Below are 22856 nucleotides of genomic sequence, written 5' to 3' on the forward strand. Positions count from 1 at the left end.
AATGCCCGGCCGCTATTCGCGAGACCTTTTGGCGAGAGGCTGGAACGTTGAAGAAATATTCGGTATTCGCCATCGCCCGCGAGGCCATGCGCGGCCACAAGGGCTGGGAGGAACAATGGTCCTCGCCTGAGCCGAAGAAGGAATACGACGTCATCATCGTCGGCGCCGGCGGCCATGGCCTGGCCACCGCCTATTATCTTGCCACGGTGCACGGCATCACCAATGTCGCGGTGCTCGAAAAGGGCTGGCTTGGCGGCGGCAACACCGGCCGCAACACCACCATCATCCGTTCCAACTATCTCTATGACGAGAGCGCCGGCATCTACGACCACGCGCTGAAGCTGTGGGATGGGCTCAGCCAGGAGCTCAACTACAACGTCATGTATTCGGCGCGGGGCGTCATGATGCTCGCTCACAATGTGCACGACGTCCAGGTGCTGAAGCGCCACGTGCACGCCAACCGGCTGAACGGCATCGACAATGAGTGGCTGACGCCGGAGCAGGCGAAGGAATTCTGCCCGCCGCTCAACACCTCCAAGGATGCCCGCTATCCGGTCGTCGGCGCTGCCTTGCAGCGCCGCGGCGGTACGGCGCGCCACGATGCGGTTGCCTGGGGCTACGCACGCGGCGCCTCGGCGCGCGGCGTGCACATCATCCAGAATTGCGAGGTCACCGGCGTCAAGCGGGCCGCCAATGGTGCGGTCATGGGCGTCGACACGACGCGCGGCTTCATCGGCGCCAAGAAGGTCGGTGTGGTTGCCGCCGGCCATTCCTCGGTCATCATGAACATGGCCGGCGTGCGCATGCCGCTGGAAAGCTATCCGCTGCAGGCGCTGGTGTCGGAGCCGGTCAAGCCGGTGGTTCCCTGCGTGGTGATGTCGAACACGGTGCACGCCTATATCTCGCAGTCCGACAAGGGCGAGCTGGTGATCGGCGCCGGCACCGACCAATATGTCTCCTATTCGCAGACCGGCGGCCTGCACATATTGCAGCATACGCTCGACGCCATCTGCGAGATGTTCCCGATCTTCACGCGCATGAAGATGCTGCGTTCGTGGGGTGGCATCGTCGACGTCACGCCGGACCGCTCGCCGATCCTGGCCAAGACGCCGGTGCCCGGCCTCTATGTCAATTGCGGCTGGGGCACGGGCGGCTTCAAGGCGACGCCGGGCTCGGGCCATGTCTTTGCCCATACGATTGCCAAAGACGATCCGCATCCGATCAACGCGCCCTTCACCATCGAGCGCTTCCGCACCGGCCGGCTCATCGACGAGGCGGCGGCGGCGGCGGTGGCGCACTGATGATGGCGCAGATGGCTGTCGCGATGCCGCTGATGCTGGCGGGGGAACAAGTGCTGGCGGGGGAACGGGGCATGTTCCATTTTCCGTCGGCGGACGAAGTGCGCACGCAGCCGATCAGCCGTGCCGGGAACGAGGCCAGCTGGCCGTTTTCGGTAGACGAGGGCACGCTGGCTTGCGTCTGGAGCGGCGGTCAGAGGGTGGTCATATTCCTGGAGAAAGAGCCTTCCGATTTCGGCGAGGACGAGACATTCCAGCCACGTCAAGTCATCGTCACCACCGATCCGATGCAGCTTACCCTCGGCAACATGGCGTATCGGGACCTCTTTCGCCCGGCCGCAAGCGTGGAAGAGCGCATCCGGCTCGTCGCGCCGTTCGCGACGCTGGGACAGAAGCTTTGCGATCAACCGGCGGGCGCCCGCGTCGGCCACGGCGAATTGTAGGAACGAACCAAAATGCTTCTCATCCGCTGCCCCTATTGCGAGGAAGAGCGCCCGGAACTCGAATTCCGCAACGCGGGCGAGGCGCATATTGCGCGCTCGGCCAACATGGCTGGCGAGAGCGACGACGATTTCGAGAAGTTCTTCTTCATCCGCTCCAACCCCAAGGGCATCATTTATGAGCGCTGGCGGCACATGCATGGCTGCGCCCGCTTCTTCAACGCCGTGCGCGACACCGTCACCGACAAGTTCGTCATGACCTACAAGGCCGGCGAGCCGAAGCCGTCGAAGCTCCCGGGAGTTGCCAAATGAGCGGCGCGTTCCGCATTCCCGGCGTCGGCCGCTTCAGCCAAGCCAAGACCGCGCGCTTCAGCTTCGACGGCCAGTCCTATGCTGGCATCGAGGGCGACACGCTGGCCTCGGCGCTGCTTGCCAATGGCGTCCATCTGGTCGGCCGCTCGTTCAAGTATCACCGTCCGCGTGGCATCTTGTCGGCGGGCGCCGAGGAGCCTAACGCGCTGGTCGAGATCAAGCGCGACGCGGCGCGCAAGACGCCGAACGTGCGGGCCACGGTGCAGGAACTCTATGACGGGCTTGACGCGCAGTCGCAGAACCGCTGGCCGTCGCTGTCTTTCGACGTCGGTGCGGTCAACGACATCGCCTCGCCGCTGTTTTCGGCCGGTTTCTACTACAAGACCTTCATGTGGCCGAAGGCGGCGTGGAAGAGCCTCTACGAACCCAAGATCCGCGCCGCGGCCGGCCTTGGTGTTTCCCCGGACCAGCCGGATCCGGACCATTATTCGTCGCGCTATGCGCATTGCGACGTGCTGGTGCTGGGTGGCGGTGCCGCCGGCATCGCGGCAGCATTGGCGGCGGCTGAAACCGGCGTGCGGGTCATCCTCGCCGACGAGCAGGCCGAGTTCGGCGGCAGCCTGCGTTTCGAAACTGGTGCGAAGATCGACGGCCAGGACGGTTTTACCTGGGCTCAAGGTGCGATTGCGAAGCTGAGCGGGATGGACAATGTCCGCGTGCTCTCGCGCACGACCGCCTTTGGTTATTACGCGCAGAATTTCGTCGGGCTGGTCGAGCGTGTCAGCGATCATCTGAAGGCCCCCGGCCACGACCTGGCGCGCGAACGGCTGTGGCAGGTGAGGGCCAAGCGCGTGGTGCTGGCCTCCGGCGCCATCGAGCGCCACATGGTGTTCGCGGACAATGATCGGCCGGGCATCATGCTGGCGGGTGCGGCGCGCACCTATCTCAACCACTATGGCGTCGCGGTCGGCAAAAATGTCGGCGTCTACACCGCCAATGATTCTGCCTATGCGGCGGCGATCGACCTGAAGAAGGCCGGCGTCAATGTGGCGGCGATCGTCGATCTGCGCGACAATCCGACCGGACCGGTGATCGACGAGGCGAGGGCGCTCGGCATCGAGGTCAATTTCGGCCGCGCGGTCATCCGTGCCGGCGGTAAGCTCCGCGTTTCCTCGATGACGGTGCAGCCGAAGAATGGCGGCGGCGAACGCACCATCCCGGTCGATGCGATCCTGATGTCGGCCGGCTGGACGCCGTCGGTGCATCTGTTCTCGCAGTCGCGCGGCAAGGTTGCCTTCAACGACGAGACCAAGCGCTTCGTGCCCGGCACCTATGCGCAGGATTGCGTCTCTGTCGGCGCCTGCAACGGCACCGACGGGCTGTCGGCGACGGTCGACGAGGCCTATGCGGCCGGCGCCAAGGCGGCCAAGGATGCGGGTGCCAAAACCGCCAAGGGTACAAAGCCGAAGGTCGACGCCTCCGAGAGCTGGTCGCGCGGCATGCTGGGCGCTGCCCCCGGCGCCGGGCCGGACACGACGGTGAAAGCCTTCGTCGATTTCCAGAACGACGTCACCGCCAAGGACATCCGCCAGGCGGTGCATGAAGGCATGCGCTCGATCGAGCACGTCAAGCGCTTCACGACCAACGGCATGGCGACCGATCAGGGCAAGACCTCCAACATGCACGGCCTGGCGATTGCCGCCGAGACGCTGGGCAAGCAGATCCCGGAGGTCGGCCTGACCACGTTCCGGGCGCCCTATACGCCGGTGACCTTCGGCGCGATCGTCAGCCATGCGCGCGGTCCGCTGTTCGACCCGACGCGCAAAACGGCGATCCATCCCTGGGCCGAGGCGCAAGGAGCGGTGTTCGAGGATGTCGGCCAGTGGAAGCGCGCCTGGTATTTCCCCAAGGCGGGGGAAGACATGCACGCTGCGGTCGACCGCGAATGCGTCGCGGTGCGCAAGGCGGCGGGTCTGTTCGATGCCTCGACGCTGGGCAAGATCGAAGTGGTCGGTCCTGACGCAGCGAAATTCATGGAGCTGCTTTACACCAATCCGTGGGAGAAGCTGGAGCCGGGCCGCTGCCGCTATGGCATCATGCTGCGCGAGGACGGTTTCATCTATGATGACGGTGTCGTCGGCAGGTTGGCGCCGGACCGTTTCCATGTGACGACGACGACCGGCGGTGCGCCGCGCGTCATGAACCACATGGAGGACTATCTCCAGACCGAGTTCCCGCATCTCAATGTCTGGCTGACCTCGATCACCGAGCAGTGGGCTGTCATCGCCGTGCAAGGCCCCAAGTCGCGTGACATCATCGCGCCGCTGGTCGAAGGCATCGACATGTCGGACGAGGCGCTGCCGCATATGTCGGTGCGCGAAGGCAAGATCTGCGGCGTGCCGACCAGGCTGTTCCGCATGTCGTTCACCGGCGAGCGCGGCTTCGAGGTCAACGTGCCGGCCGATTACGGCCAAGCCGTCTGGGAAGCGCTATGGGCTGAAGGGCAGAAGCATGGCGCTGCCGCCTACGGCACCGAGGCCATGCACGTGTTGCGCGCCGAAAAGGGCTACATCATCGTCGGCCAGGACACCGACGGCACGGTGACGCCGAACGATGCCGGTCTCGACTGGGCGGTCGGCAAGAAGAAGACCGATTTCGTCGGCATCCGCGGCATGGCGCGGCCGGATCTGGTCGCCAAGGGCCGCAAGCAGCTGGTCGGCCTCAAGACCAAGGATCCCAAGGTGGTGCTGGAAGAAGGCGCGCAGATCGTTGAGGATCCCAAACAGGCGATCCCGATGAAGATGATCGGCCATGTCACCTCGAGCTACTGGTCGGAAAATTGCGGCCGCTCGATCGCGCTGGCGCTGGTCGCCGGCGGCCGCGACCGCATGGGCGACACGCTCTATGTGCCGATGCCGAACGGGGTGATCGAAGTGGAGGTTACCGGCATGGTGTTCTTCGACGAGACGGGAGGGCGCCTCAATGGCTAAGGCCGCTGCAAGAAAGACGGCTCCGGCTGCATCGCCTTCGGTGGAACGCCGTCCGGCGCTGGCTGGACGCGGCACCACTGCTGCCGGCGCCAAGGTCGAGGTCTTGCCGCCGGCCGAGCGCATGTCATTGCGTGCGCCGGAGGCTTCGGTCGCGGCGCTTTCGAAGGCGCTCGGCGTGACCTTGCCGAAAAAGCCGAAGACATCCGCCTCAAAGGGCGGGCGAACCGCCTTGTGGCTCGGCCCTGACGAATGGCTTGTTATCGACGAGGCCGGCAATGATCCGCTCGCCGATTGCGCCGGGGTTGCCGCGCTGCATTCGGCGGTCGGCATCTCGCATCGCAACATCGCGATATCCGTGACGGGCGCCGGTGCAGCGGCGACGATCAATGCGGGTTGCCCACAGGATCTGTCGCTCGACGCCTTCCCGGTCGGCGCGGCGTCGCGCACCATCCTGGGCAAGACCGAGATCGTGCTGCTGCGCACGGCGGCGGACGCCTTCCGGGTTGAATGCTGGCGTTCCTTCTCGGACTATGTTTTTACTTTCCTGTCCGAGGGATCGCGCGACGCAGCGGTCTGAACTCGGAACGTTTTGCAGGGCACGCTCGTTCTGCATTCGCACGCCGAGGGAGAACGCCAATGCCGTCGAATTCCGCGCCGAAGTCGCCGGTCAAAAAGACATCGGCCGTCCGCTCGCTCGAACATGAGCGGCACGAGGCGCCGAGCGCCGAAGAGGAACTCGAGGAAGGCCTCGAGGATACGTTCCCGGCCAGCGACCCGGTGTCGATCACCGGATCCTCCATTCCTGGCGCGCCGGCAAAGCCGGGCAAGGCCAAGACCGTGCCCGGGCGCAAGAAGCGCAAGACGTAATTTCCATCGGACCAGATCGTATCGGACCTTCTCAATCCCAGTGGGCGTGCTATTTAAAGCGCTTTGGGAGATGAAAATGCTGACAAAAGCGATCGTTTGGGGCGAGAATGTCCACGAGCAGACCAATGCCGCCGTGCGCGACCTCTATCCCTTGGGGATGCATGGCACCATTGCCGCGGCGCTCAACCAGGGCAAAAGTATCGAGGCGACCACCGCCACCTTGCAGGAACCCGAACATGGCCTGAGCGAAAAGCGTCTGGCGGCCACCGACGTGCTTTTGTGGTGGGGCCACGCGGCGCATGGCGAGGTCAAGGACGAGATCGTCGAGCGGGTGCAGAAGCGGGTGTGGGAAGGCATGGGCCTGATCGTGCTCCATTCCGGCCACTACTCCAAGATTTTCAAACGGCTGATGGGCACGCCCTGTTCGCTGAAATGGCGCGAGGCTGGCGAACGCGAGCGCGTCTGGGCGATCAACCGCAGTCACCCGATCGCGCAAGGCATCGGCGAGTGCCTGGAGATCGGCGAGACCGAAATGTATGGCGAGCCCTTCGCCGTGCCGGAGCCGCTCGAGACGGTGTTCGTCTCCTGGTACGAGGGCGGCGAGGTGTTCCGGTCAGGGCTGACCTATCAGCGCGGCGCCGGCAGGATCTTCTATTTCTCGCCCGGCCACGAGACCTATCCGATCTATCACAATGAGGGCGTGCAGCAGGTGCTGCGAAACGCCGTGCACTGGGCGCACAACCCGGCGCCGGCATGGTCCGGCATCACCAATGCGCCGAACGTTCCGACGGAAGCGGCCAAGGAGAAAATCGTCCAAAAGGGGCTGCGCCTGCATGCCGACGGCGACAGGGGCCTGAGTTGATCGGGCTTGGGTTGATCGGGGACTTGGGTTGATCGGGGCGTGAGTTGATCGGAGCTTGAGCCGATTGGGGGCTAAGTTGATTGGGGGCTTGAGTTGACGCATCGAATTCTTCTGCTCGGCACCGGCGGCATCGCCGGGCATCATGTCGAGGAGTTTGCAGAAATCCCGGGCTGCAGCATCGTCGCTTGCGTCGATCAGGTGCCCGGCCGTGCGGCGGCGTTCGCCGCCGTCAGCAAGATCGACGCTTCCTTCGAAAGCCTGGAAGCGGCGATCGCCTGGGGTCAGTTCGATGCCGCCATCAACGCGACGCCGGATGGTGCGCATATGGCGACGACGCTGGCCCTGTTGGCTGCGGGAAAGCATGTGTTTTGCGAAAAGCCGCTGGCGCCGAACCATGCCGATGCGCTTGCTATGACCGAAGCGGCCGAGGCAGCCGGGGTGGTCAACATGGTCAACCTGACCTACCGCAACTCACCGGCGATCCAGGAGGCACGGCGCATGGTTCAGGCCGGCGAGATCGGCGAACTGCGCCATGTCGAGGCGAGCTACCGGCAGAGCTGGCTGGTCAGCAAATCATGGGGCGATTGGCGGGTCGAGGACAAATGGCTGTGGCGTCTGTCGAGCCGGCATGGTTCGACCGGCGTGCTCGGCGATGTCGGCATCCATATCCTGGACTTCGCCACCTATGGGGCCGATCAGGATATCGTCAGCTTGCATGCCGATCTGGTGACGTTTCCGAAGGCCGACGGCGAGCGCATCGGCGACTATGTGCTGGATGCCAATGACAGCGTGGCAATGACGGCGCGGCTCAATTCCGGAGCGCTCGCCACCATCGTGGCGAGCCGCTACACGACCGGCCACGCCAACGATCTATCGCTGGCCCTGCACGGCACCAAAGGCGCCATCAAGGTCGAGACCGACGGCAAGGTATCGAACCTGTCGGCTTGTCTCGGTGCGGATGTCGATCTGCAGCGCTGGCAGACTCTGGCGCTGCCCAGCGTCAAGCGCAATGCCCGACGCTTTGCCGACGCGCTGGATTCAGGCCGCAACGGCGATCCGTCATTCCGGCGCGCCGCCGACATGCAGAAGCTGATCGACGCGGCCTTCGAAAGTTCAGCGGCCAAACTGCCGATCTCGGTCGGCTGAAACTGGCCGGCTTGTGCCGGCCAGACGTGATTTCTGCGGATATCAGAATGCGCTCGGCACAATCCACGGATTGATGCTGATGCCGAGGCGCGGGCCCTTGCCTTCAGCGGTGTTTTCCGTAGCGCCCTTCTTCTCGACCGAGCCAGTCGAAGCGCAATCGAGCTTCACATTGGTCTTGGTGTCAACACACGCCGCGACCGGCGCATGCTTGACCGGGTGGGTGGTGTTGGCGGCAAAGGCCGAGCCCGAAAGTGCCAGCACGGCGGCGAGGGTGAGGAGTGTCTTTTTCATTGTCAGTCTCCGTTTTCCGGGGTCGAATTCAATTCGTGCCGACGGGTGAACCTTTCTCGTACATGTACGATACACTGTACAGATACGTCCGCTGATCGCGAAGTTCAAGTCAAAACCGTACGCGTACGATAAATTTTTTGTTAACCAAGAAATTCGTCCCGGTTTGGCGGGGAAGGGCGGAGAGGAAATATGGAAATGAACGGAGCTGGCGTTCAGCAGTTGACCGGGGTCTCGGTCAGCGGTGGCACGTTTTGCGTGCTGAGCGTGGCAAGCGTGAAATCGCACATCCGCTTCACGAAGGCCTGCGGATCGCCGAAGGGGTAGAACGGAAAGGTGATGAGCAACGAGATCGTGCCGTGGCCGACCGCCCACAGCATGGTGGCGATGGCGCGCGGGTCGCCCTGCAGCTTGCCGGCGGCGACGCAGGCCTCGACCCGGCTGATCAGCGCTTTCATGGCCGGGTTACCCTCTTCCATGTCCTCGTAGCTTCTGCCTTCCGGCAGTTTGGTCTTTTCGGTCATGAACACGGTGCGGTATTCGTTGGGATTGCCGAGCCCGAAGGCGGCATATTCGGTCATGACCGCCTGCAAGGCCTCGATCGGATCGTCGGACGAATGCTTCTCGATGCGCCGGGCAAGCGTCTCGAACGCATCTTCCGCCAGCGCGAACAGGATGTCCTGCTTGTCGGCGAAGTAGGAATAGACCGACATCGGGGCATAGCCGACCCGCTTGGCCAGCTTGCGGATTGTCAGGCCCTCATAGCCTTCTTCCTGGACGAGCTTGTGGGCGGCCGCGACCAGCTCGGAGCGCTGTTCTGCCTTTTGTTTCTCGCGGCGTGTCTGGACGCTCGGCGGCAAGATCTCGTGCCTTCGTTGGGTTGGTGCGTGGCTAAATTATATACGCTGTACGAAAACGGACAAGGGCGCGGGAAGTTCCCAAACGGCAGGTGTCAGATTGCGCCGACGCCGCCGTCGACGGCCAGGGCATGGCCGGTCATGAAGGAATTAGCGGGGTCGGCGGCGAACAGGATCGCCGTAATCACCTCCGCCACTTCGGCCACCCGCTTCATCGGCACGCCACGCGTCAGCTCGGCCAAGGCCTCGTCTTCCGGCACGCCGGAAACGCGCACGAAGCCGTCCACCATCGCAGTCCTTGTGTGGGCGGGGCAGATCGCGTTGATCCGCACGCCCTTGGTCGCGTATTCGGCCGCCGCCGATTTTGTCAGCCCGACGACGCCATGCTTGGCGGCCGCATAGACCGAAAGTTTTGGCGCGCCGACCAGTCCGGCGACCGAGGCGATGTTGACGATGGCGCCGCCCTTGGCCGTAGCCTTGAACTGCCGTTCCATCTGCGGGATCTGATGCTTCATGGCATAGAACACGCCGAGCAGATCGATTTCCAGCACACGGCGGGCCTCGTCCGACGCGACCTGCGGCAGACGCACGAAGCTCTGGACGATGCCGGCATTGTTGATGGCGACATCCAGCCGGCCGAATGTCTCGACCGCCAGCCTGACCAGATCCTCGGACAGGCTTTCGTCCGCTATGTTGCCGGCCAGGATCGCCGTTTCGACCGGCAGCGTGCCGGCCAGATCGGCCAGCGCCTTTTCGTCGATGTCCGACAGCACCAGCTTTGCGCCTTCCGCGGCAAAGCCTTTCGCCGCACCTCGGCCAAGCCCGCCGGCAGCACCCGTGATCAGCACTGTTGCTCCGTCAAAGCGGCCCATCAGGCCTCCTTGTCGATCAGTTTCGCGGCAAGACGCGAAAGCAGCTTTACCGCTTCGCCATAGGTCCTGGCTTTTTCCGGATTGGAGGCGTTGCCGTCCAGCGCCCGCTTGAAGACGCCCTGGCAGATTGCAGCCAGCCGGAAGAAGGAGAAAGCGAGGAAGAAGGTCCAGTTGCCGATGCCGTCGAGCCCGCGCCGTCGGCAATAGGCTGCGACATAGTCCGCTTCGGAGGGCAGGCCGAGTGCGGAACGGTCGACACCGCCCAGGCCGCGAAAACCCGACGCGTGCGGCAGCCGCCATTGCATGCACTGATAGGCGATATCGGCGAAGGGGTGGCCCGATGTCGACAGTTCCCAGTCGAGCACCGCCAGAACCTTTGGCCGATCCGGCGCGAAGATCAGATTGTCCAACCGGTAGTCGCCATGCACCAGCGAGACGCGGCCGTCATCGGCGGGCATATGCGTTTCCAGCCAGGCAATCAGCCGATCCATATCGGCGATGGTGCCGGTCTCCGAAGCGCGGTACTGGCTGGTCCAGCGCGCCAGCTGGCGCTCGAAATAATTGCCCGGCCGGCCGAAATCGCCGAGACCCACAGCCTCGACATCGACATCGTGCAGGGCCGCGAGGGTGTCGTTCATGGCGTCGTAGATCGCCGCGCGTTCTTCGTTGTCGCCGGCCTCCGGCAGCGCCGGATCCCAGAAGATGCGGCCGTCGAGGAAATCCATCACATAGAACATGCGGCCGATCGGCGAGTCCTCCGCCGACAGATGCAGCATGTCAGGCACAGGCACAGGTGTGCCTGCAAGCGCACCCATCACTCTGAATTCACGGTCGACCTGATGCGCCGATTTCAACAACTGCCCCGGCGGCTTGGCGCGCAGCACGTAACGGCCGCTTGCCGCCGTCAAAAGATAGGTCGGGTTGGATTGGCCGGAATTGAATTTTTCGATTGCAGCAAGCCCGGAAAAGCCCGGTATGCTCGCCTCGAGGTAAGGCGCAAGCGCTGCCTGGTCGAGAACGTTCGGAGCGCTCATGCCGTCTCGGGCTGGCGTTCGATCAAGGTCAGCGTCAGCCAGCGCGCGGTCAGCGCCGGTTTCTTCGAACCCTCGATCTCGATCGTCACGTCATGCGCCGTCTGCACCCAGCCCGACGGCCTGACCTTGACGTCGGCCAGCACGAAACGGGTGCGGATGCGCGCGCCGGTCTTTACCGGCGCCAGGAAGCGCAGCGAATCGAAGCCGTGGTTGACGCCCATCTTGCCGTTTTCCAGCGGCGGCATGGTCTCGAAGGTCATCGCTGACAAAAGCGACAGCGACAGGAAGCCGTGCGCGATGGTGCCGCCGAACGGCGTCTCGCGCATCGCCCGCTCCGGATCGCAGTGGATGAACTGGTGGTCGTCGGTGGCATCGGCGAACTGGTCGATCATGCGTTGCGTGACCACCCGCCACGGCGACACGCCAACCTCCTTGCCGACATTGGCCAGAAGCACATCGAGACTGATCGGTTCCACGCTCATGTCCTCCAGTTCACCTCCGGCTTCTGTGGCCGGAAAATGTCATTCCTTGAACAGCGTCAGCCCATGCTGCACCGACTGTCCGCCGTCGATTGGCAGGATGGCGCCGGTGACATAGCTGCCTGCACGGCTGCACAAATAGAGCGTTGCGCCGGCAATGTCATCCGGTGCGCCGATACGACCGATTGGAACATGGTTGCCGACATGTGTGGCCTGTTCTTGCGTGCCGGTGGCAAACGCCGTCATGCGGCTCTGGAAGGGGCCGGGAGCGAAAGCGTTGACGGTGATGCGGCGGGCGGCGAACTCGAGCGCCAGTGTGCGCGTCAGATGGTGAACGGCGGCCTTGGAAGCGGTGTAGGAATAGGCATCGTCGGCCAGCGGCTGGGTGCCCATCACCGAACCGAGGTTGATCACCCTGGCCGGATCGGCGTCGCTGGCGGCGGCATCGAGCAGCGGCAGCAATTCGCGGGTCAGATGGAAGACCGCGGTGACGTTGACGCCGAACACTTTCGCCCATGCCGAATAGGGAAAGCTCTCCAGCGGCGCGCCCCAGGAAACGCCGGCATTGTTGACCAGAATATGCAGTTTCCCGGTCCGCGCCTTGACCTCGTCGACGAGTGCGGCAATGCCGGCTTCGCTGGAGACATCGCCGGCAAAGCCTTCGGCCCGGCCCGGTGCATCAAGTTCGTTCAACTCAGCAGCGACCTTGACGCAATCCTCGCCCTTGCGCGATGCGATCATCACGCTGGCGCCGGCCCTGACCAGCGCGGTCGCCGCCATGCGGCCGATGCCGGTCGCGGCACCCGTCACCAGCGCGGTCTTGCCGGCCACCGAAAACAGCTCGTCCAGATAGCTCATCACAATCCTCAGCGCTCGGCATGCGGGCAAACAGTTCGCGTTGACAAGGCTATCCGAAGTACGGTCATCCTTGCCACTGACAAAATGCCTGGCGTGTATGAAGGGTTAGCGACCAATGACGGAGATGAATCTCGGCATGACCGAGCGGCTGAAGCCGATCCACGCGCGCGTCGCCGCCATGGTGCGCGGCGAGATCATGCCGCTGGACCGGGAATTCCTGAGCGAGGTGGGCAAGGCAGGCGATCGCTGGGTCTATAGTGCGCGCCAGAGCGAGATCCTCGAAGGGCTGAAGAAGACCGCAAGAGAGCGCGGCCTGTGGAATTTCTGGCTGACCGGCTCGGAACGCGGCTACGGCCTTTCCACCGTCGAATACGCCTATCTGGCCGAGGAGATGGGCAAGGCGCATCTCGGTGCGGAAGCCTTCAACTGCTCGGCGCCCGACACCGGCAACATGGAGGTGCTGGAACGCTACGGCTCGGCCGATCACAAAAAAGAATGGCTGGAACCGCTGCTCGACGGCAAGATCCGCTCGGCCTATCTGATGACCGAGCCGGATGTCGCCTCGTCCGACGCCACCAACATTGCCATGCGCTGCGAACGTCAGGGCGACGACTATGTGCTCAACGGCGAGAAATGGTGGGCATCGGGCGCCGGTGATCCACGCTGCGCCATCTACATCGTGATGGTCCGGACCGGCGGCGATGAAGAGCCGCAGCACCGCCGCCATTCGATGGTCCTGGTGCCTTCCGACACCAAAGGCGTGACCAAGGTGCGGGCCATGCAGGTCTATGGCGACGATGACGCGCCGCATGGCCACATGCACCTTCGCTTCGACAATGTGCGTGTACCGGCGTCGAACCTGATCCTCGGCGAGGGCAGGGGGTTCGAGATCGCGCAAGGGCGGCTCGGCCCCGGCCGCATCCATCACTGCATGCGCGCCATCGGCCAGGCCGAGATGGCGCTGGAGATGCTGTGCCAGCGTTCCGTACGCCGCGAGGCCTTCGGCCAGCCCCTGGCAAAGCTTGGCGCCAATTTCGACATCATCGCCGAATGCCGCATGGAGATCGAGATGGCCCGCCTGCTCTGCCTCAAGGCGGCGTGGATGATCGACCAGGGCGATGCGCGGGCAGCCGCCCCCTGGATCAGCCAGATCAAGGTGATCGCTCCGCGCGTCGCGCTCAAGGTCACCGACGAGGCGGTGCAGATGTTCGGCGCGCAAGGCATCAGCCAGGACACGCCGCTGGCACGTTCATGGACGCATCTGCGGACATTGCGCCTTGCCGACGGGCCTGACGCCGTGCATCGCCGTCAGGTGGCGCGCACCGAGTTGAGAAAATACACGCAGGAAAAGGTCTGAGCGCCGGCATCGCCATCCGGCGACGCCGGCAGGTCCAAGCAAGGAGTGTTCCGATGACGATCCCCTCCGAAATGAAGGCGCTGTTGCTGGTCGGCGACGGCTACACCAGGACGCCCAGCGGCAGTGTGCTGGAGGCGATGGAGCCCTATCTCGAGCCGGGCAGCATCGCGGTGCCGACACCCGGACCGACGCAGGTGCTGATCAAGGTCAGCCTCGCCTCGATCAATCCGTCCGATGTCGCCTTCGTCAAGGGCCAGTACGGCCAGCCGCGCATCAAGGGCCAGCCGGCCGGTTTCGAGGGCGTCGGCATCGTCGTTGCCTGCGGTGACGAGCCCTATCCCAAAAGCCTGATCGGCAAACGCATTGCTTTTGCCACGGGCGTCACCAACTGGGGCTCATGGGCCGACTATGCCGTCGCCGAAGCTGCGGCCTGCATTCCGCTGCTCGACACGGTCCGCGACGAGGATGGCGCGGCGATGATCGTCAACCCGCTCACCGCGCTCGCCATGTTCGACATCGTCAAACAGGAAGGTGAAAAGGCCTTCGTCATGACCGCCGGCGCCAGCCAGCTGTGCAAGCTGATCATCGGCCTGGCCAGGGAAGAGGGTTTCCGGCCAATCGTCACCGTGCGCCGCGACGATCAGATCGCGGCGCTGAAAGCGCTTGGCGCGGCGCACGTCCTCAATGAAAAGGCGCCGGATTTCAAGACGGCTTTGCGCGAGGTGATGAAGACCGAACAGCCGCGCATCTTCCTTGACGCGGTGACCGGGCCGCTGGCCTCGGCCATCTTCGACGCCATGCCGAAGCGGTCGCGCTGGATCATCTACGGGCGGCTCGATCCCGAAGCCACTGTTATCCGCGAGCCCGGCCAGCTGATCTTCCAGCACAAGCATATCGAAGGTTTTTGGCTGAGCGAGTGGATGCGCCAGTTCCGCGACCGTCGCGGCCCGGCGATCCTGGAAGCGCAGAAGCGGTTTTCCGACGGACGCTGGTCGACCGATGTGACGGCGGTGGTGCCGCTTGCCGAAGCCATGGCGCGGCTGCCCGCCGAACTGGCCAAGCCCAACGGCAAGGTGTTCATCCGGCCGTAGAGCGGTTCGAAAGACGCGGGAAGCTTGGATGCGACACCTTCAGAGGGCTTTCGACAGCGGGAGGAATGTCGGTATTTGGCCGTTGCCCGGATCGTCAAGCCGATGGCCGCGTCTTTCAGCCCCCTATGCCACGCCGCTTTGTCCGTGATATGCCGCCGCCATCGAATGCCGGGACAATGCTGGACTGAGCCAGTTCCGGGGTGGTGTGGGATGCCTTGATGATGATTTCCAAGCCGGTTTTCGACCGTTTGGGGTTCTGCCTGTGGATCGGAGCGTTCCTGGTCGTTCTTGCCCTGGTCCTGTGGTCGCCGCACACGCGGACGGTATGGAAGGCCTATATAGGCGGCAGCGAGGCGCTTCTGGCCGGTCTGCCCCTCTACGACACCCAATCCGAGATGGGGTATCTCTACGCGCCGGCCTTTGCAGCGCTCTATATTCCAATCGTCAAACTCGGCCCGCATCTGGGCGGCGTGGTGTGGCACTCCCTTGGCTTCGCGGTGCTGACCTACGCCGCGATGCGGCAGGTGCGAAAGCTCGGCGGTGGCGAATTGATGTGGCTGCTTTCTTTCGGCCTTTTCCTCGCTTTGCCGATGGCGCTCGGCGCGATCCGCAACGGCCAGGCGACAGTCCTTTTGACCGGCGCCTGCTGGCTTCTCACATTGTCGGCGCTGGAAGGGCGGCGGGCGGAGACGTTCTTCTGGGCCTCGCTTGCCATCATCGCCAAGCCGACCGCGATTATCATGCTGTTGTTGGTAGGAGCCCTTCGGCTCCGGTTGATACCGGTGCTGGTGTTGGCGGTGCTGTTCGTGCTGGCGCTGCCTTACGCTTTCGCTCCCGCTGGCTATCTCAACGATCAGTATCGTGTCTTCGCCCAGATGCTGACCTCCATGGCCGTCGACAACACCAGCCATTTCGTGCCCACCGATTTCACGGCGCCATTCACCGGAATGGGGCTGCCCATTCCGGAGTTCTGGGCAACCATCGTGCGTATGGTCGGGGCCCTGTTTACGCTTTCGGCGGTGCTCTGGTTCGACCGCAGGCTCGAACGCGGACCGGCAGGGCTGGCGATCTTCCTGACGGCCACTTTCTACATGTGCGTCTTCAACCCGCGCGTCGAGCCCAACACCTATGCGATGATTGCGGTGCCCGCCGGTCTCGCCATCGCGCTGTTGTGGCGCGAAGAACGAGGCGGCGTCCTCGCCTCGGTGCTGTCCACGGTGTTGTTTCTGACCGGGCTGAGCGGTGTCGAGCGCCATGTGCACGATTTCCTCTACCCCTGGTTCCGGCCGATCGCAGTTACGTTCATTGCCGGTACGCTGATCTGGTGGTTCTGGGCCAAGGCACGCGACAAGGTGGTGAATGCGGGGGTCGCAAATGGCTGAGTTGCGGCTGACCCTCGATATCGTCGCGCCGTTCTTCAACGAGGCGCCATCGGCATCGGCATTTGCCAAACTGCTCGGTGAGCTCGAAGCGGCCGTGGCACAGCGCTTCGGCATGACCGTGCACAAGATCCTGGTCGATGACGGCAGCCGTGACGATGGCGCCGGGCGGTTTTCGCAGGCACTGACGGGGTCGTGGGAGATCGTCCGCCTCAGCCGCAATTTCGGCAAGGAAGTCGCTGTGCTCGCTGGTCTCGACCAGTCGCGCGGCGACATGGTGCTGATCATGGACGCCGACCTCCAGCATTCCCTGGACATCAGCCTGAAGCTGATCGCCGAGCTGGTGGACCATCCGGACATCGACGTCGTCTATGCGCAGAACGACCGCCGCGAGGCGAGCTGGCGGCGCAGCCAGCTGGCCCGGCTTTTCTACAGCCTGATCAACTCAAGCCAGCGTTTCGACATTCCCGAAAATGCCGGCGACTTTCGCGTCATGCGCGGCGCTGTGGCGCGCGCGCTCACCAGCCTGCGCGACAAGCGGCGCTTCAACAAGGGTCTTTTTGCCTGGGCGGGCTTTCGCCAGAAGGCATTGCCCTATTCGCCGGAAGGCCGCGCCAGCGGCACGTCGAAGTGGAGCCGGCTCAACCTGATCGCCTTCTCGCTGGAGGGTTTCACCTCGTTCTCCGTCATTCCGCTCAGGCTGATCAGCTTGAGCGGGTTGCTCGCGGCGTTGGCCGGCGTGGTCTACGGCGCCAAGGTGTTCTTCGAGGTGATCTTTTACGGCATTGCAGTTCCGGGCTACCCCAGCCTGCTGGTCGCCGTCGTCCTGCTCGGCGGCCTCAACCTGACCCTGCTTGGCCTGATCGGCGAATATGTCTGGGTCACGCTCAGCGAGAGCAAGGATCGGCCGGTCTATCTCGTGCGCGATGTCGTGCGCAGCGACGTCTCCGCTGACAGGCCGGAGCCGGGCGCTTCCGACAGATGACGCGGCGCATCCGCCTGATCGCCGACGATTATGGCCTGGCGCCCGGCGTTTCCGCTGCGATTCTCGACCTGCTTGATCGTGGGCGGTTGACAGGCACCAGTTGCATGACCGGCTTTCCGGAATGGGCTGATGAGGCGGCGCGCATAAAACCTCTATGCGGCCGCGTCGCGGTCGGGCTGCATCTCACCTTGACCGACCAGCCAGCCGTCACCGGCCGGTCGAGCCTGGCGCCGGAAGGCCGGCTGCCGCCGCTCCGCTCGCTGGGACTGCCTGTCCTGCGCGGCCGCATCGACGATCGCGATATCCATGCCGAGCTCGACGCCCAGTACAGCCGCTTCGTCGAAGCACTCGAGCGCCGCCCCGATTTCGTCGACGGGCATCAGCATGTGCATTTCCTTCCCGTCGTGCGCACATGGCTGCGCGCGCGCTTTGGCCCGGGAAGCGACAGGCCGGCGCTGCGCGGCGCCCCGGCACTGGCGGGCCAATTCGCCTCGGTGCCGAAAATCGCCGCGATTGCGGCGCTGGCTGCCGGCTTCAACCGGTCGATGCAGCGCGCCGGCTTCACCCTTTTCGAGCCGCTCACCGGCATCTATGACTGGCGGCAACCCGAAAAATTCGCTTCCGTGCTGCAGGCCGCCGTCGAGGCATTGCCGGAACGCGGGTTGTTCATGTGCCACCCTGGCCATGTTGACGAAACGCTGCGCGCGCGCGACACGATGCAAGGCGTGCGCGAGGTCGAATTCGCGGCCCTGGCATCGGACGCGTTCGGCGCCAGTCTGGCCCGCGCCGGTGTCGCAATCATGGATGGCAGGGGATGAGCGACGCCGAGCGGCCCCAGCGTTCGACCGGCAACAAGATCGTCCGCTTTGCCATTGTCGGACTTGCCAACACAGCCATCGACCTTGCCAGCTTCTTCCTGCTGCTCAAGCTCGGGGTTTTGCCGCTACCCGCCAACATCGCTGCCTGGTTCATCGCCGTCACCTTCTCGTTCGCGGCGAACGGCTTCTGGTCGTTCGAGCGCAATCGAGCCATCCGGCTGCGTGACGCGTTCCTTCGCTTCGCCTCGCTTGGGGGGCTGATTTCGCTCGGCGTCTCCAGCCTTTCGATCGCGCTGTTCGCCGGCATCGCCGGGGTGTGGCCGGCAAAGATCGGCGGTGTCGTGGTGGCGGCAGTGCTGAATTTCCTTGCCGCGCGCTGGTCGATCGAAGGCCGGTTGCTGAAGTAGCGCGGAAAACCGCCACACACTTTCCTGGAATGTCTCTATTCCGCCGGCTCTACATCTGGACCTGATCCAACCATGATCTTTCCGAAAACCGGTTCCCACTTTTCGGGATCATGGTCTGGTGTAGGCGGCTTCCTCGAGCTCGCGTTTCAGCCGCGCTTCCTCATGGGTTTTCGGCGTGACAAAGCGGCCAAGCAGGAGATAGGCGACCGGCGTCAGGAACAGCGTCGAGACGGTGGCCAGCCCCAGTCCGCCAACGATGACCCAGCCAAGTGCGACGCGCGCCTCGGCACCAGCGCCGCTCGCCAGCACCAGCGGCAAGCCGCCGAGTACGGTACAGATCATCGTCATCATCACCGGCCGCACGCGGATGATCGAGGCCTGTTCGATCGCCTCGCGCACGCCAAGCCCGCGATCGCGCAGCTGGTTGGCGAATTCGACGATGAGGATGCCGTTCTTGGCCATGACGCCGACCAGCAGCACCAGGCCGATCTGGCTGTAGGCGTTGAGACTGGTGCCCGAGAGCAGCAAGGCGAAAATCGCGCAGGCGAGACCGAGCGGCACCGTCGCCATGATGATGACGGCGCTGACGAAGCTTTCGAACTGGGCGGCCAGCACCAACAGGATGATGACCAGCGCGAAGCCGAAGATGGTGACCATGGCGCTGTTGGTCTCGCCCAGCGTCGTCGCCTCGGCCAACGGCAGGATGCGGCTGCCGGCGGGCAGCAGCGGCGTGGCGATCTCCTCGGCGCGGGTCAGCGCATCGCCCAGCGCGAAGTCGCCACTGAGGTTGGAGGTGATGGCCACTGAAGGCTGCTGCTGTTCGCGCGATAGCGATGGCGGCACGGCACGTTCGGTCAGCGTGGCGATGGCCGACATCGGCACGAAGCGTCCGTCTGATGTTTTCAGGAAGATGTTTTCCAGATCCGTCGGATCGTTGATCGGATTGGTGGTCGAGACCAGCTTCACCCCATAGCTGCGGTCGGCAATGTAGACGTCGACGACGTCGTTGCCGTCGAGCATGACCTGCAAGGTGTTGGCCAGCCCTGATATGTCGATGCCAAGATCGGAGGCGCGCTCGCGATCGATGGCCACCGCCAGCTGCGGCTGCGTCGGGTCGATGGACAGGCGCGGTGTCTGGAAACGCGGGTCCTTCTGCATCTCGGCGATGATCTTCACGGCCGCGTCGCCAAGCGCCTTGCGGTCGTTGCCGACCAGCGCGAACTGCAGGCCGTTGCCGGCGCCGCGGATGCCGAGGCTGTTGGGCTGCACCGGGAAGATGCGCACGCTCGGCACCTGTTTGGTCAGCCGGCTGATCTCGGCCATGATCTCCTGCTGGCTGCGGCTGCGCTCGTTCCACGGCGCCAGCGTCATCACCATGAAGCCGGAATTGTAGGAGCCGTTCTGGCCGGCGTTCTCGAAGGTGCTGCGGATCTCGCCGGAATCGCGCATCGGCTGGATCAGCTTCTCGATCTTCTGCATCTGCTGGGTGGTGTAGTCGAGGCTGACGCCTTGCGGGGCGCTGATGCGCAACAGCACGGCGGCGCGGTCCTCGGTCGGTGTCAGTTCCTGGCGGATGGTGCCGAACAGGGTGAAGGCGATGCCGGCAAACAGCACCGCGACCAGAAGCACGATCCATGGCGCGTCGAGGCAGGCATGCAGGGCGCGCTTGTAGGCTGTGTTAAGCGCGCCACCGATGCGGGCGCCGATGCCGTGGCCGCCTTCGTGGTGGAGGGACGCGCTGGTCAGCATGCGCGAAGCGAGCATCGGGCAAAGTGTGAGCGCCACCACGCAGGACAAAAGCACCGACATGGCAAGCACGAAGCCGAATTCGCGGAACAGCCCACCGGTCTGGCCAGGCAGGAAGGAGATCGGCACGAAGACGGCGACCAGCGTCAAGGTGGTGGCAATGACGGCGAAAAACACTTCCTGCGCACCGAGCACGGCGGCGGCGCGGGGCCCCATGCCTAGGTTGCGTCGTCGCACGATGTTTTCGAGCACGACGATGGCGTCGTCGACGACCAGTCCCGTCGCCAGCACCAGGGCAAGCAGGGTCAGGATGTTGACCGAGAAGCCAGCCAGATAGATGGCGGCGATCGTGCCGATCATGGCGACCGGCATCGACAGGCCGGGGATCAGCGTCGCGCGCCAGTCGAGCAGAAATACATAGATGACGATCAGCACCATGGTCACGGACAGACCAAGCGCGATCTCGACCTCGTGCACCGCGCCCTTGACGAAGACCGCGTCGTCGCTGGTGATCTTGATCGACATGCCCTTGGGCAGGTTTTCCTGCAGCTTGGCGACGGCGGCCTGGACGCCGGTCGAGATGTCCAGAGTGTTCGATTCCGCCTGGCGGATGATGCCGATGCCAATGCCGGTCTTGCCATCCGAACGCAGCGTGGTCTGGCCGACGTCGGGGCCGAGCGTGACAGTGGCGACGTCGCGGATGCGCGTCGTGCCGCCGACGATGATGTTTTCGAATTCTTCCGGCGTTGTGACATCGGCGGTGGTGCGGACGATCAGATCCTGGTTGGTCGTGGTGATCGATCCGGCGGGCGAATCGAAGGCGACCGAGGCAAGTGCTGTCCTGAGGTCGGCAACGGTGAAGCCGAGGCTGGCGAGCTTGTTCTGGTCGACGTCGATGCGGAAGATCTTGTCGCGGTCGCCATAGACCTGGACGTCGGCAACGCCGGGCACGGCGGCCAACTCGTCCTCGATCTGGTCCTGGACCACCACGGTCATGTCCTGGATCGACATGTTGTCCGAGGTCACCGCCAGTCGCATCACTGCGTCGGAATTGGCATCGGCCTTGACGATGCGCGGTGGATCGGCGGTGTCCGGCATCTGGTTGGCGACGCGGCCGACGGCATCACGCACGTCCGAGGCGGCGACATTGAGGTCGACGCCGTCGTTGAACTCGATGGTCACGCGGCTCGAGCCGAATGAGGAAGACGACGAGATCGACTTGACGCCGGAGACCCGGGCGACGGCGCCCTCGATCGTGTCGGTCAGTTCGCGGTCGACGGTTTCGGCAGCCGCCCCTTCGAAGGCGGTGGAAACAGTGACGACCGCACGATCGACGTCGGGCAGTTCGCGGATCTCGACGCCGTAGAAGGCGGCGAGGCCGGCAACGGCAATGAGCGTGTTCAGCACGAAGGCCATCACCGGCCTGCGGATGAACAGCGCGGTGAACCCGGTATCGCTGGCGGCGTTGATGGTTCCGGTCATGAGCCTTCGGCCGCGTCCGCGGCGCGCTGCTCCTCGCCGGCGAGGCGGACCGCGCCGCCCTCGCTGACGCTCTGGGTGCCTTCGGTGACCACCATGTCGCCGCTGTCGATCTCGGCGTCGATCAGCACCGTCTCGGTGTTGCGCTGGATGATGCGCACCGGGACCCGCTTGGCCTTGCCGTCCTCGATCTGCCAGACATAGGCGCCGTCCGACCCCCACAGGATCGCCAGCGGACTGACGGCCGGATAGGTTTGTCCCGGAAATTTCATTGTGATGCCGAACGACATGCCGGCGCGCAGCGAATCGGCCGGGTTGGCGATCTTGGCCTTGACCAGCAAGGTGCGGCTCTTTTCGTCGATGTGGTTGTCGATGGCCGAAACCGTGCCGGTGTAGGCATTGCTGGGATTGGCGATCGGAGTCGCCGTCAATTGCGCACCGACCTTGACGGCGGCGGCGAAGCGCTCCGGCACCAGGAAATCGACCAGAATGCTGGAGCGATCGTCAAGCGTGGCGATCGCCGACTGGTTGGTGACATAGTTGCCGGCGGAGATAGGCAGAATGCCGACGGTGCCGGCGATCGGCGCCAGAATCGACCGGCGCTGCAGTGCAAGTTCAGCATCCTGAAGCGCCAGCTTGGCGCCCGCCAGCACCACTTCGGCATCGGCCACGGCTACCGGAGTTGCTGCGTTGGAGGCACGCAGCGACCTGACGCGGTCGAGCTTGGATTGCGCGTCCTGCAAGGCGAGCTTGGCCCGGTCCTGAGAGATCACTTCGGTCTCGGAATCGAGAGTCGCGAGGATCTGTCCCTTGTCGACATGGCTGCCGGATTCGACCAGCAGTTCGGCAAGGCGGCCGGAACTGTAGGGATTGACGGTCACCGAGGCGTTGGCACGGCCGGTGCCGATCGCCTGCAGGCGGTCGTTGATAACAGCCGAAGTGGCCGCCAGAGCGACCACGTTCACCCGCTGGTTGCGGCCGTTTGCCTGCTTCGCGTTGGCGGCACCAGATTCAGCCGGGGGCGCTGCCGCATGAGCCCAGTCGATGCCCCAGCGTGCCAGCACGTCGTGAGCGCCGGGATAAAAGCGCAGCCAGGCGGCGGCCGCCACAACCAGCACCACAAGCGCGAAAAGTATCTGTTTCCAAGCGGCCATCGGCACTCCGGTTGGTGAAGCAATCCTTCCGTCTACCGGTTTCCCGAAATGAAGCAGACGCAGCGAGGCTATTGTAAGGCAAGGAAGCCACCCCGATATCGCGTCCTTATGACAACTCTCCAGTGCCTGCGCACATT

At 64.2% G+C, this 22856-nt stretch carries 22 protein-coding genes; 14 read left to right on the plus strand and 8 right to left on the minus strand.

Annotated features, from left to right (window positions below; genetic code table 11):
* Positions 1 to 47: 47 nt before the first annotated feature.
* From HB777_01165 to HB777_01200, 8 genes are all read left to right on the plus strand, one after another.
* Positions 48 to 1301 (plus strand): sarcosine oxidase subunit beta, encoded by a 1254-nt coding sequence (locus tag HB777_01165; protein QND62651.1) that lies wholly within the window; start codon positions 48 to 50, stop codon positions 1299 to 1301.
* The gene (locus tag HB777_01170; protein ID QND62652.1) at positions 1301 to 1741 is read left to right on the plus strand and encodes a hypothetical protein; all 441 of its coding nucleotides are present in this window, start codon (positions 1301 to 1303) and stop codon (positions 1739 to 1741) included. Before HB777_01165 ends, HB777_01170 begins: the two co-directional genes overlap by 1 nt.
* Positions 1742 to 1753: 12 nt before the next feature.
* Positions 1754 to 2050, plus strand: a complete 297-nt coding sequence (locus HB777_01175; GenBank protein QND62653.1) for a sarcosine oxidase subunit delta — start codon at positions 1754 to 1756, stop codon at positions 2048 to 2050.
* The gene (locus tag HB777_01180) at positions 2047 to 5040 is read left to right on the plus strand and encodes a sarcosine oxidase subunit alpha (protein ID QND62654.1); all 2994 of its coding nucleotides are present in this window, start codon (positions 2047 to 2049) and stop codon (positions 5038 to 5040) included. The genes HB777_01175 and HB777_01180 overlap by 4 nt, the downstream gene beginning before the upstream one ends.
* Positions 5033 to 5617, plus strand: coding sequence for a sarcosine oxidase subunit gamma family protein (soxG, locus tag HB777_01185; GenBank protein ID QND62655.1), 585 nt, complete (start codon positions 5033 to 5035; stop codon positions 5615 to 5617). The genes HB777_01180 and soxG overlap by 8 nt, the downstream gene beginning before the upstream one ends.
* A 59-nt stretch (positions 5618 to 5676) precedes the next feature.
* Positions 5677 to 5907 carry a hypothetical protein gene (locus tag HB777_01190; GenBank protein ID QND62656.1) on the plus strand — a complete coding sequence of 77 codons (231 nt, stop codon included), beginning with the start codon at positions 5677 to 5679 and terminating at the stop codon, positions 5905 to 5907.
* Between the two features lie 76 nt (positions 5908 to 5983).
* Positions 5984 to 6769, plus strand: coding sequence for a trehalose utilization protein ThuA (locus tag HB777_01195; protein QND62657.1), 786 nt, complete (start codon positions 5984 to 5986; stop codon positions 6767 to 6769).
* A gap of 93 nt (positions 6770 to 6862) precedes the next feature.
* Entirely contained in the window at positions 6863 to 7915 is a 1053-nt protein-coding gene (locus HB777_01200) for a Gfo/Idh/MocA family oxidoreductase (GenBank protein ID QND62658.1), read from the plus strand.
* A gap of 42 nt (positions 7916 to 7957) precedes the next feature.
* Here the strand turns inward: HB777_01200 and HB777_01205 are convergent, their stop codons facing one another.
* The 6 genes from HB777_01205 to HB777_01230 all read right to left on the minus strand — a co-directional run bounded on the left by HB777_01205 (position 7958) and on the right by HB777_01230 (position 12303).
* On the minus strand, positions 7958 to 8206 hold the full coding sequence (locus tag HB777_01205) for a DUF680 domain-containing protein (protein QND62659.1): 249 nt from the start codon (positions 8204 to 8206) through the stop codon (positions 7958 to 7960).
* Positions 8207 to 8418: 212 nt separating this feature from the next.
* Positions 8419 to 9063, minus strand: a complete 645-nt coding sequence (locus HB777_01210) for a TetR/AcrR family transcriptional regulator (protein QND62660.1) — start codon at positions 9061 to 9063, stop codon at positions 8419 to 8421.
* A gap of 92 nt (positions 9064 to 9155) precedes the next feature.
* Positions 9156 to 9932 carry an SDR family oxidoreductase gene (locus HB777_01215; protein QND62661.1) on the minus strand — a complete coding sequence of 259 codons (777 nt, stop codon included), beginning with the start codon at positions 9930 to 9932 and terminating at the stop codon, positions 9156 to 9158.
* The gene (locus tag HB777_01220) at positions 9932 to 10966 is read right to left on the minus strand and encodes a phosphotransferase family protein (protein QND62662.1); all 1035 of its coding nucleotides are present in this window, start codon (positions 10964 to 10966) and stop codon (positions 9932 to 9934) included. The genes HB777_01215 and HB777_01220 overlap by 1 nt, the downstream gene beginning before the upstream one ends.
* Positions 10963 to 11442 carry a MaoC family dehydratase gene (locus HB777_01225; protein ID QND68607.1) on the minus strand — a complete coding sequence of 160 codons (480 nt, stop codon included), beginning with the start codon at positions 11440 to 11442 and terminating at the stop codon, positions 10963 to 10965. Before HB777_01225 ends, HB777_01220 begins: the two co-directional genes overlap by 4 nt.
* Before the next feature lie 45 nt (positions 11443 to 11487).
* Positions 11488 to 12303, minus strand: a complete 816-nt coding sequence (locus HB777_01230) for an SDR family oxidoreductase (GenBank protein ID QND62663.1) — start codon at positions 12301 to 12303, stop codon at positions 11488 to 11490.
* A 115-nt stretch (positions 12304 to 12418) separates the two neighbouring features.
* Between HB777_01230 and HB777_01235 the strand changes: the two genes are divergently transcribed.
* The 6 genes from HB777_01235 (at position 12419) to HB777_01260 (ending at position 18340) form a co-directional block, all read left to right on the plus strand.
* Positions 12419 to 13660, plus strand: coding sequence for an acyl-CoA dehydrogenase (locus HB777_01235; protein ID QND62664.1), 1242 nt, complete (start codon positions 12419 to 12421; stop codon positions 13658 to 13660).
* 53 nt (positions 13661 to 13713) lie between these two features.
* Entirely contained in the window at positions 13714 to 14751 is a 1038-nt protein-coding gene (locus HB777_01240; GenBank protein ID QND62665.1) for a zinc-binding dehydrogenase, read from the plus strand.
* A gap of 218 nt (positions 14752 to 14969) precedes the next feature.
* Complete coding sequence (locus tag HB777_01245; GenBank protein QND62666.1) at positions 14970 to 16133, plus strand: DUF2029 domain-containing protein; 1164 nt, start codon at positions 14970 to 14972, stop codon at positions 16131 to 16133.
* A complete protein-coding gene (locus tag HB777_01250) occupies positions 16126 to 17115 on the plus strand; it encodes a glycosyltransferase family 2 protein (GenBank protein ID QND62667.1) in 990 nt (329 codons plus the stop codon). Before HB777_01245 ends, HB777_01250 begins: the two co-directional genes overlap by 8 nt.
* Positions 17112 to 17933, plus strand: coding sequence for a ChbG/HpnK family deacetylase (locus HB777_01255; GenBank protein ID QND62668.1), 822 nt, complete (start codon positions 17112 to 17114; stop codon positions 17931 to 17933). Before HB777_01250 ends, HB777_01255 begins: the two co-directional genes overlap by 4 nt.
* Positions 17930 to 18340 (plus strand): GtrA family protein, encoded by a 411-nt coding sequence (locus HB777_01260; GenBank protein QND62669.1) that lies wholly within the window; start codon positions 17930 to 17932, stop codon positions 18338 to 18340. Before HB777_01255 ends, HB777_01260 begins: the two co-directional genes overlap by 4 nt.
* Positions 18341 to 18448: 108 nt before the next feature.
* Here the strand turns inward: HB777_01260 and HB777_01265 are convergent, their stop codons facing one another.
* A complete protein-coding gene (locus HB777_01265) occupies positions 18449 to 21568 on the minus strand; it encodes an efflux RND transporter permease subunit (GenBank protein ID QND62670.1) in 3120 nt (1039 codons plus the stop codon).
* Positions 21565 to 22719, minus strand: coding sequence for an efflux RND transporter periplasmic adaptor subunit (locus HB777_01270; GenBank protein ID QND62671.1), 1155 nt, complete (start codon positions 22717 to 22719; stop codon positions 21565 to 21567). Before HB777_01270 ends, HB777_01265 begins: the two co-directional genes overlap by 4 nt.
* Positions 22720 to 22856: the final 137 nt, after the last annotated feature.

This window comes from Mesorhizobium loti, assembly GCA_014189435.1.
Lineage (GTDB): Bacteria > Pseudomonadota > Alphaproteobacteria > Rhizobiales > Rhizobiaceae > Mesorhizobium > Mesorhizobium loti_G.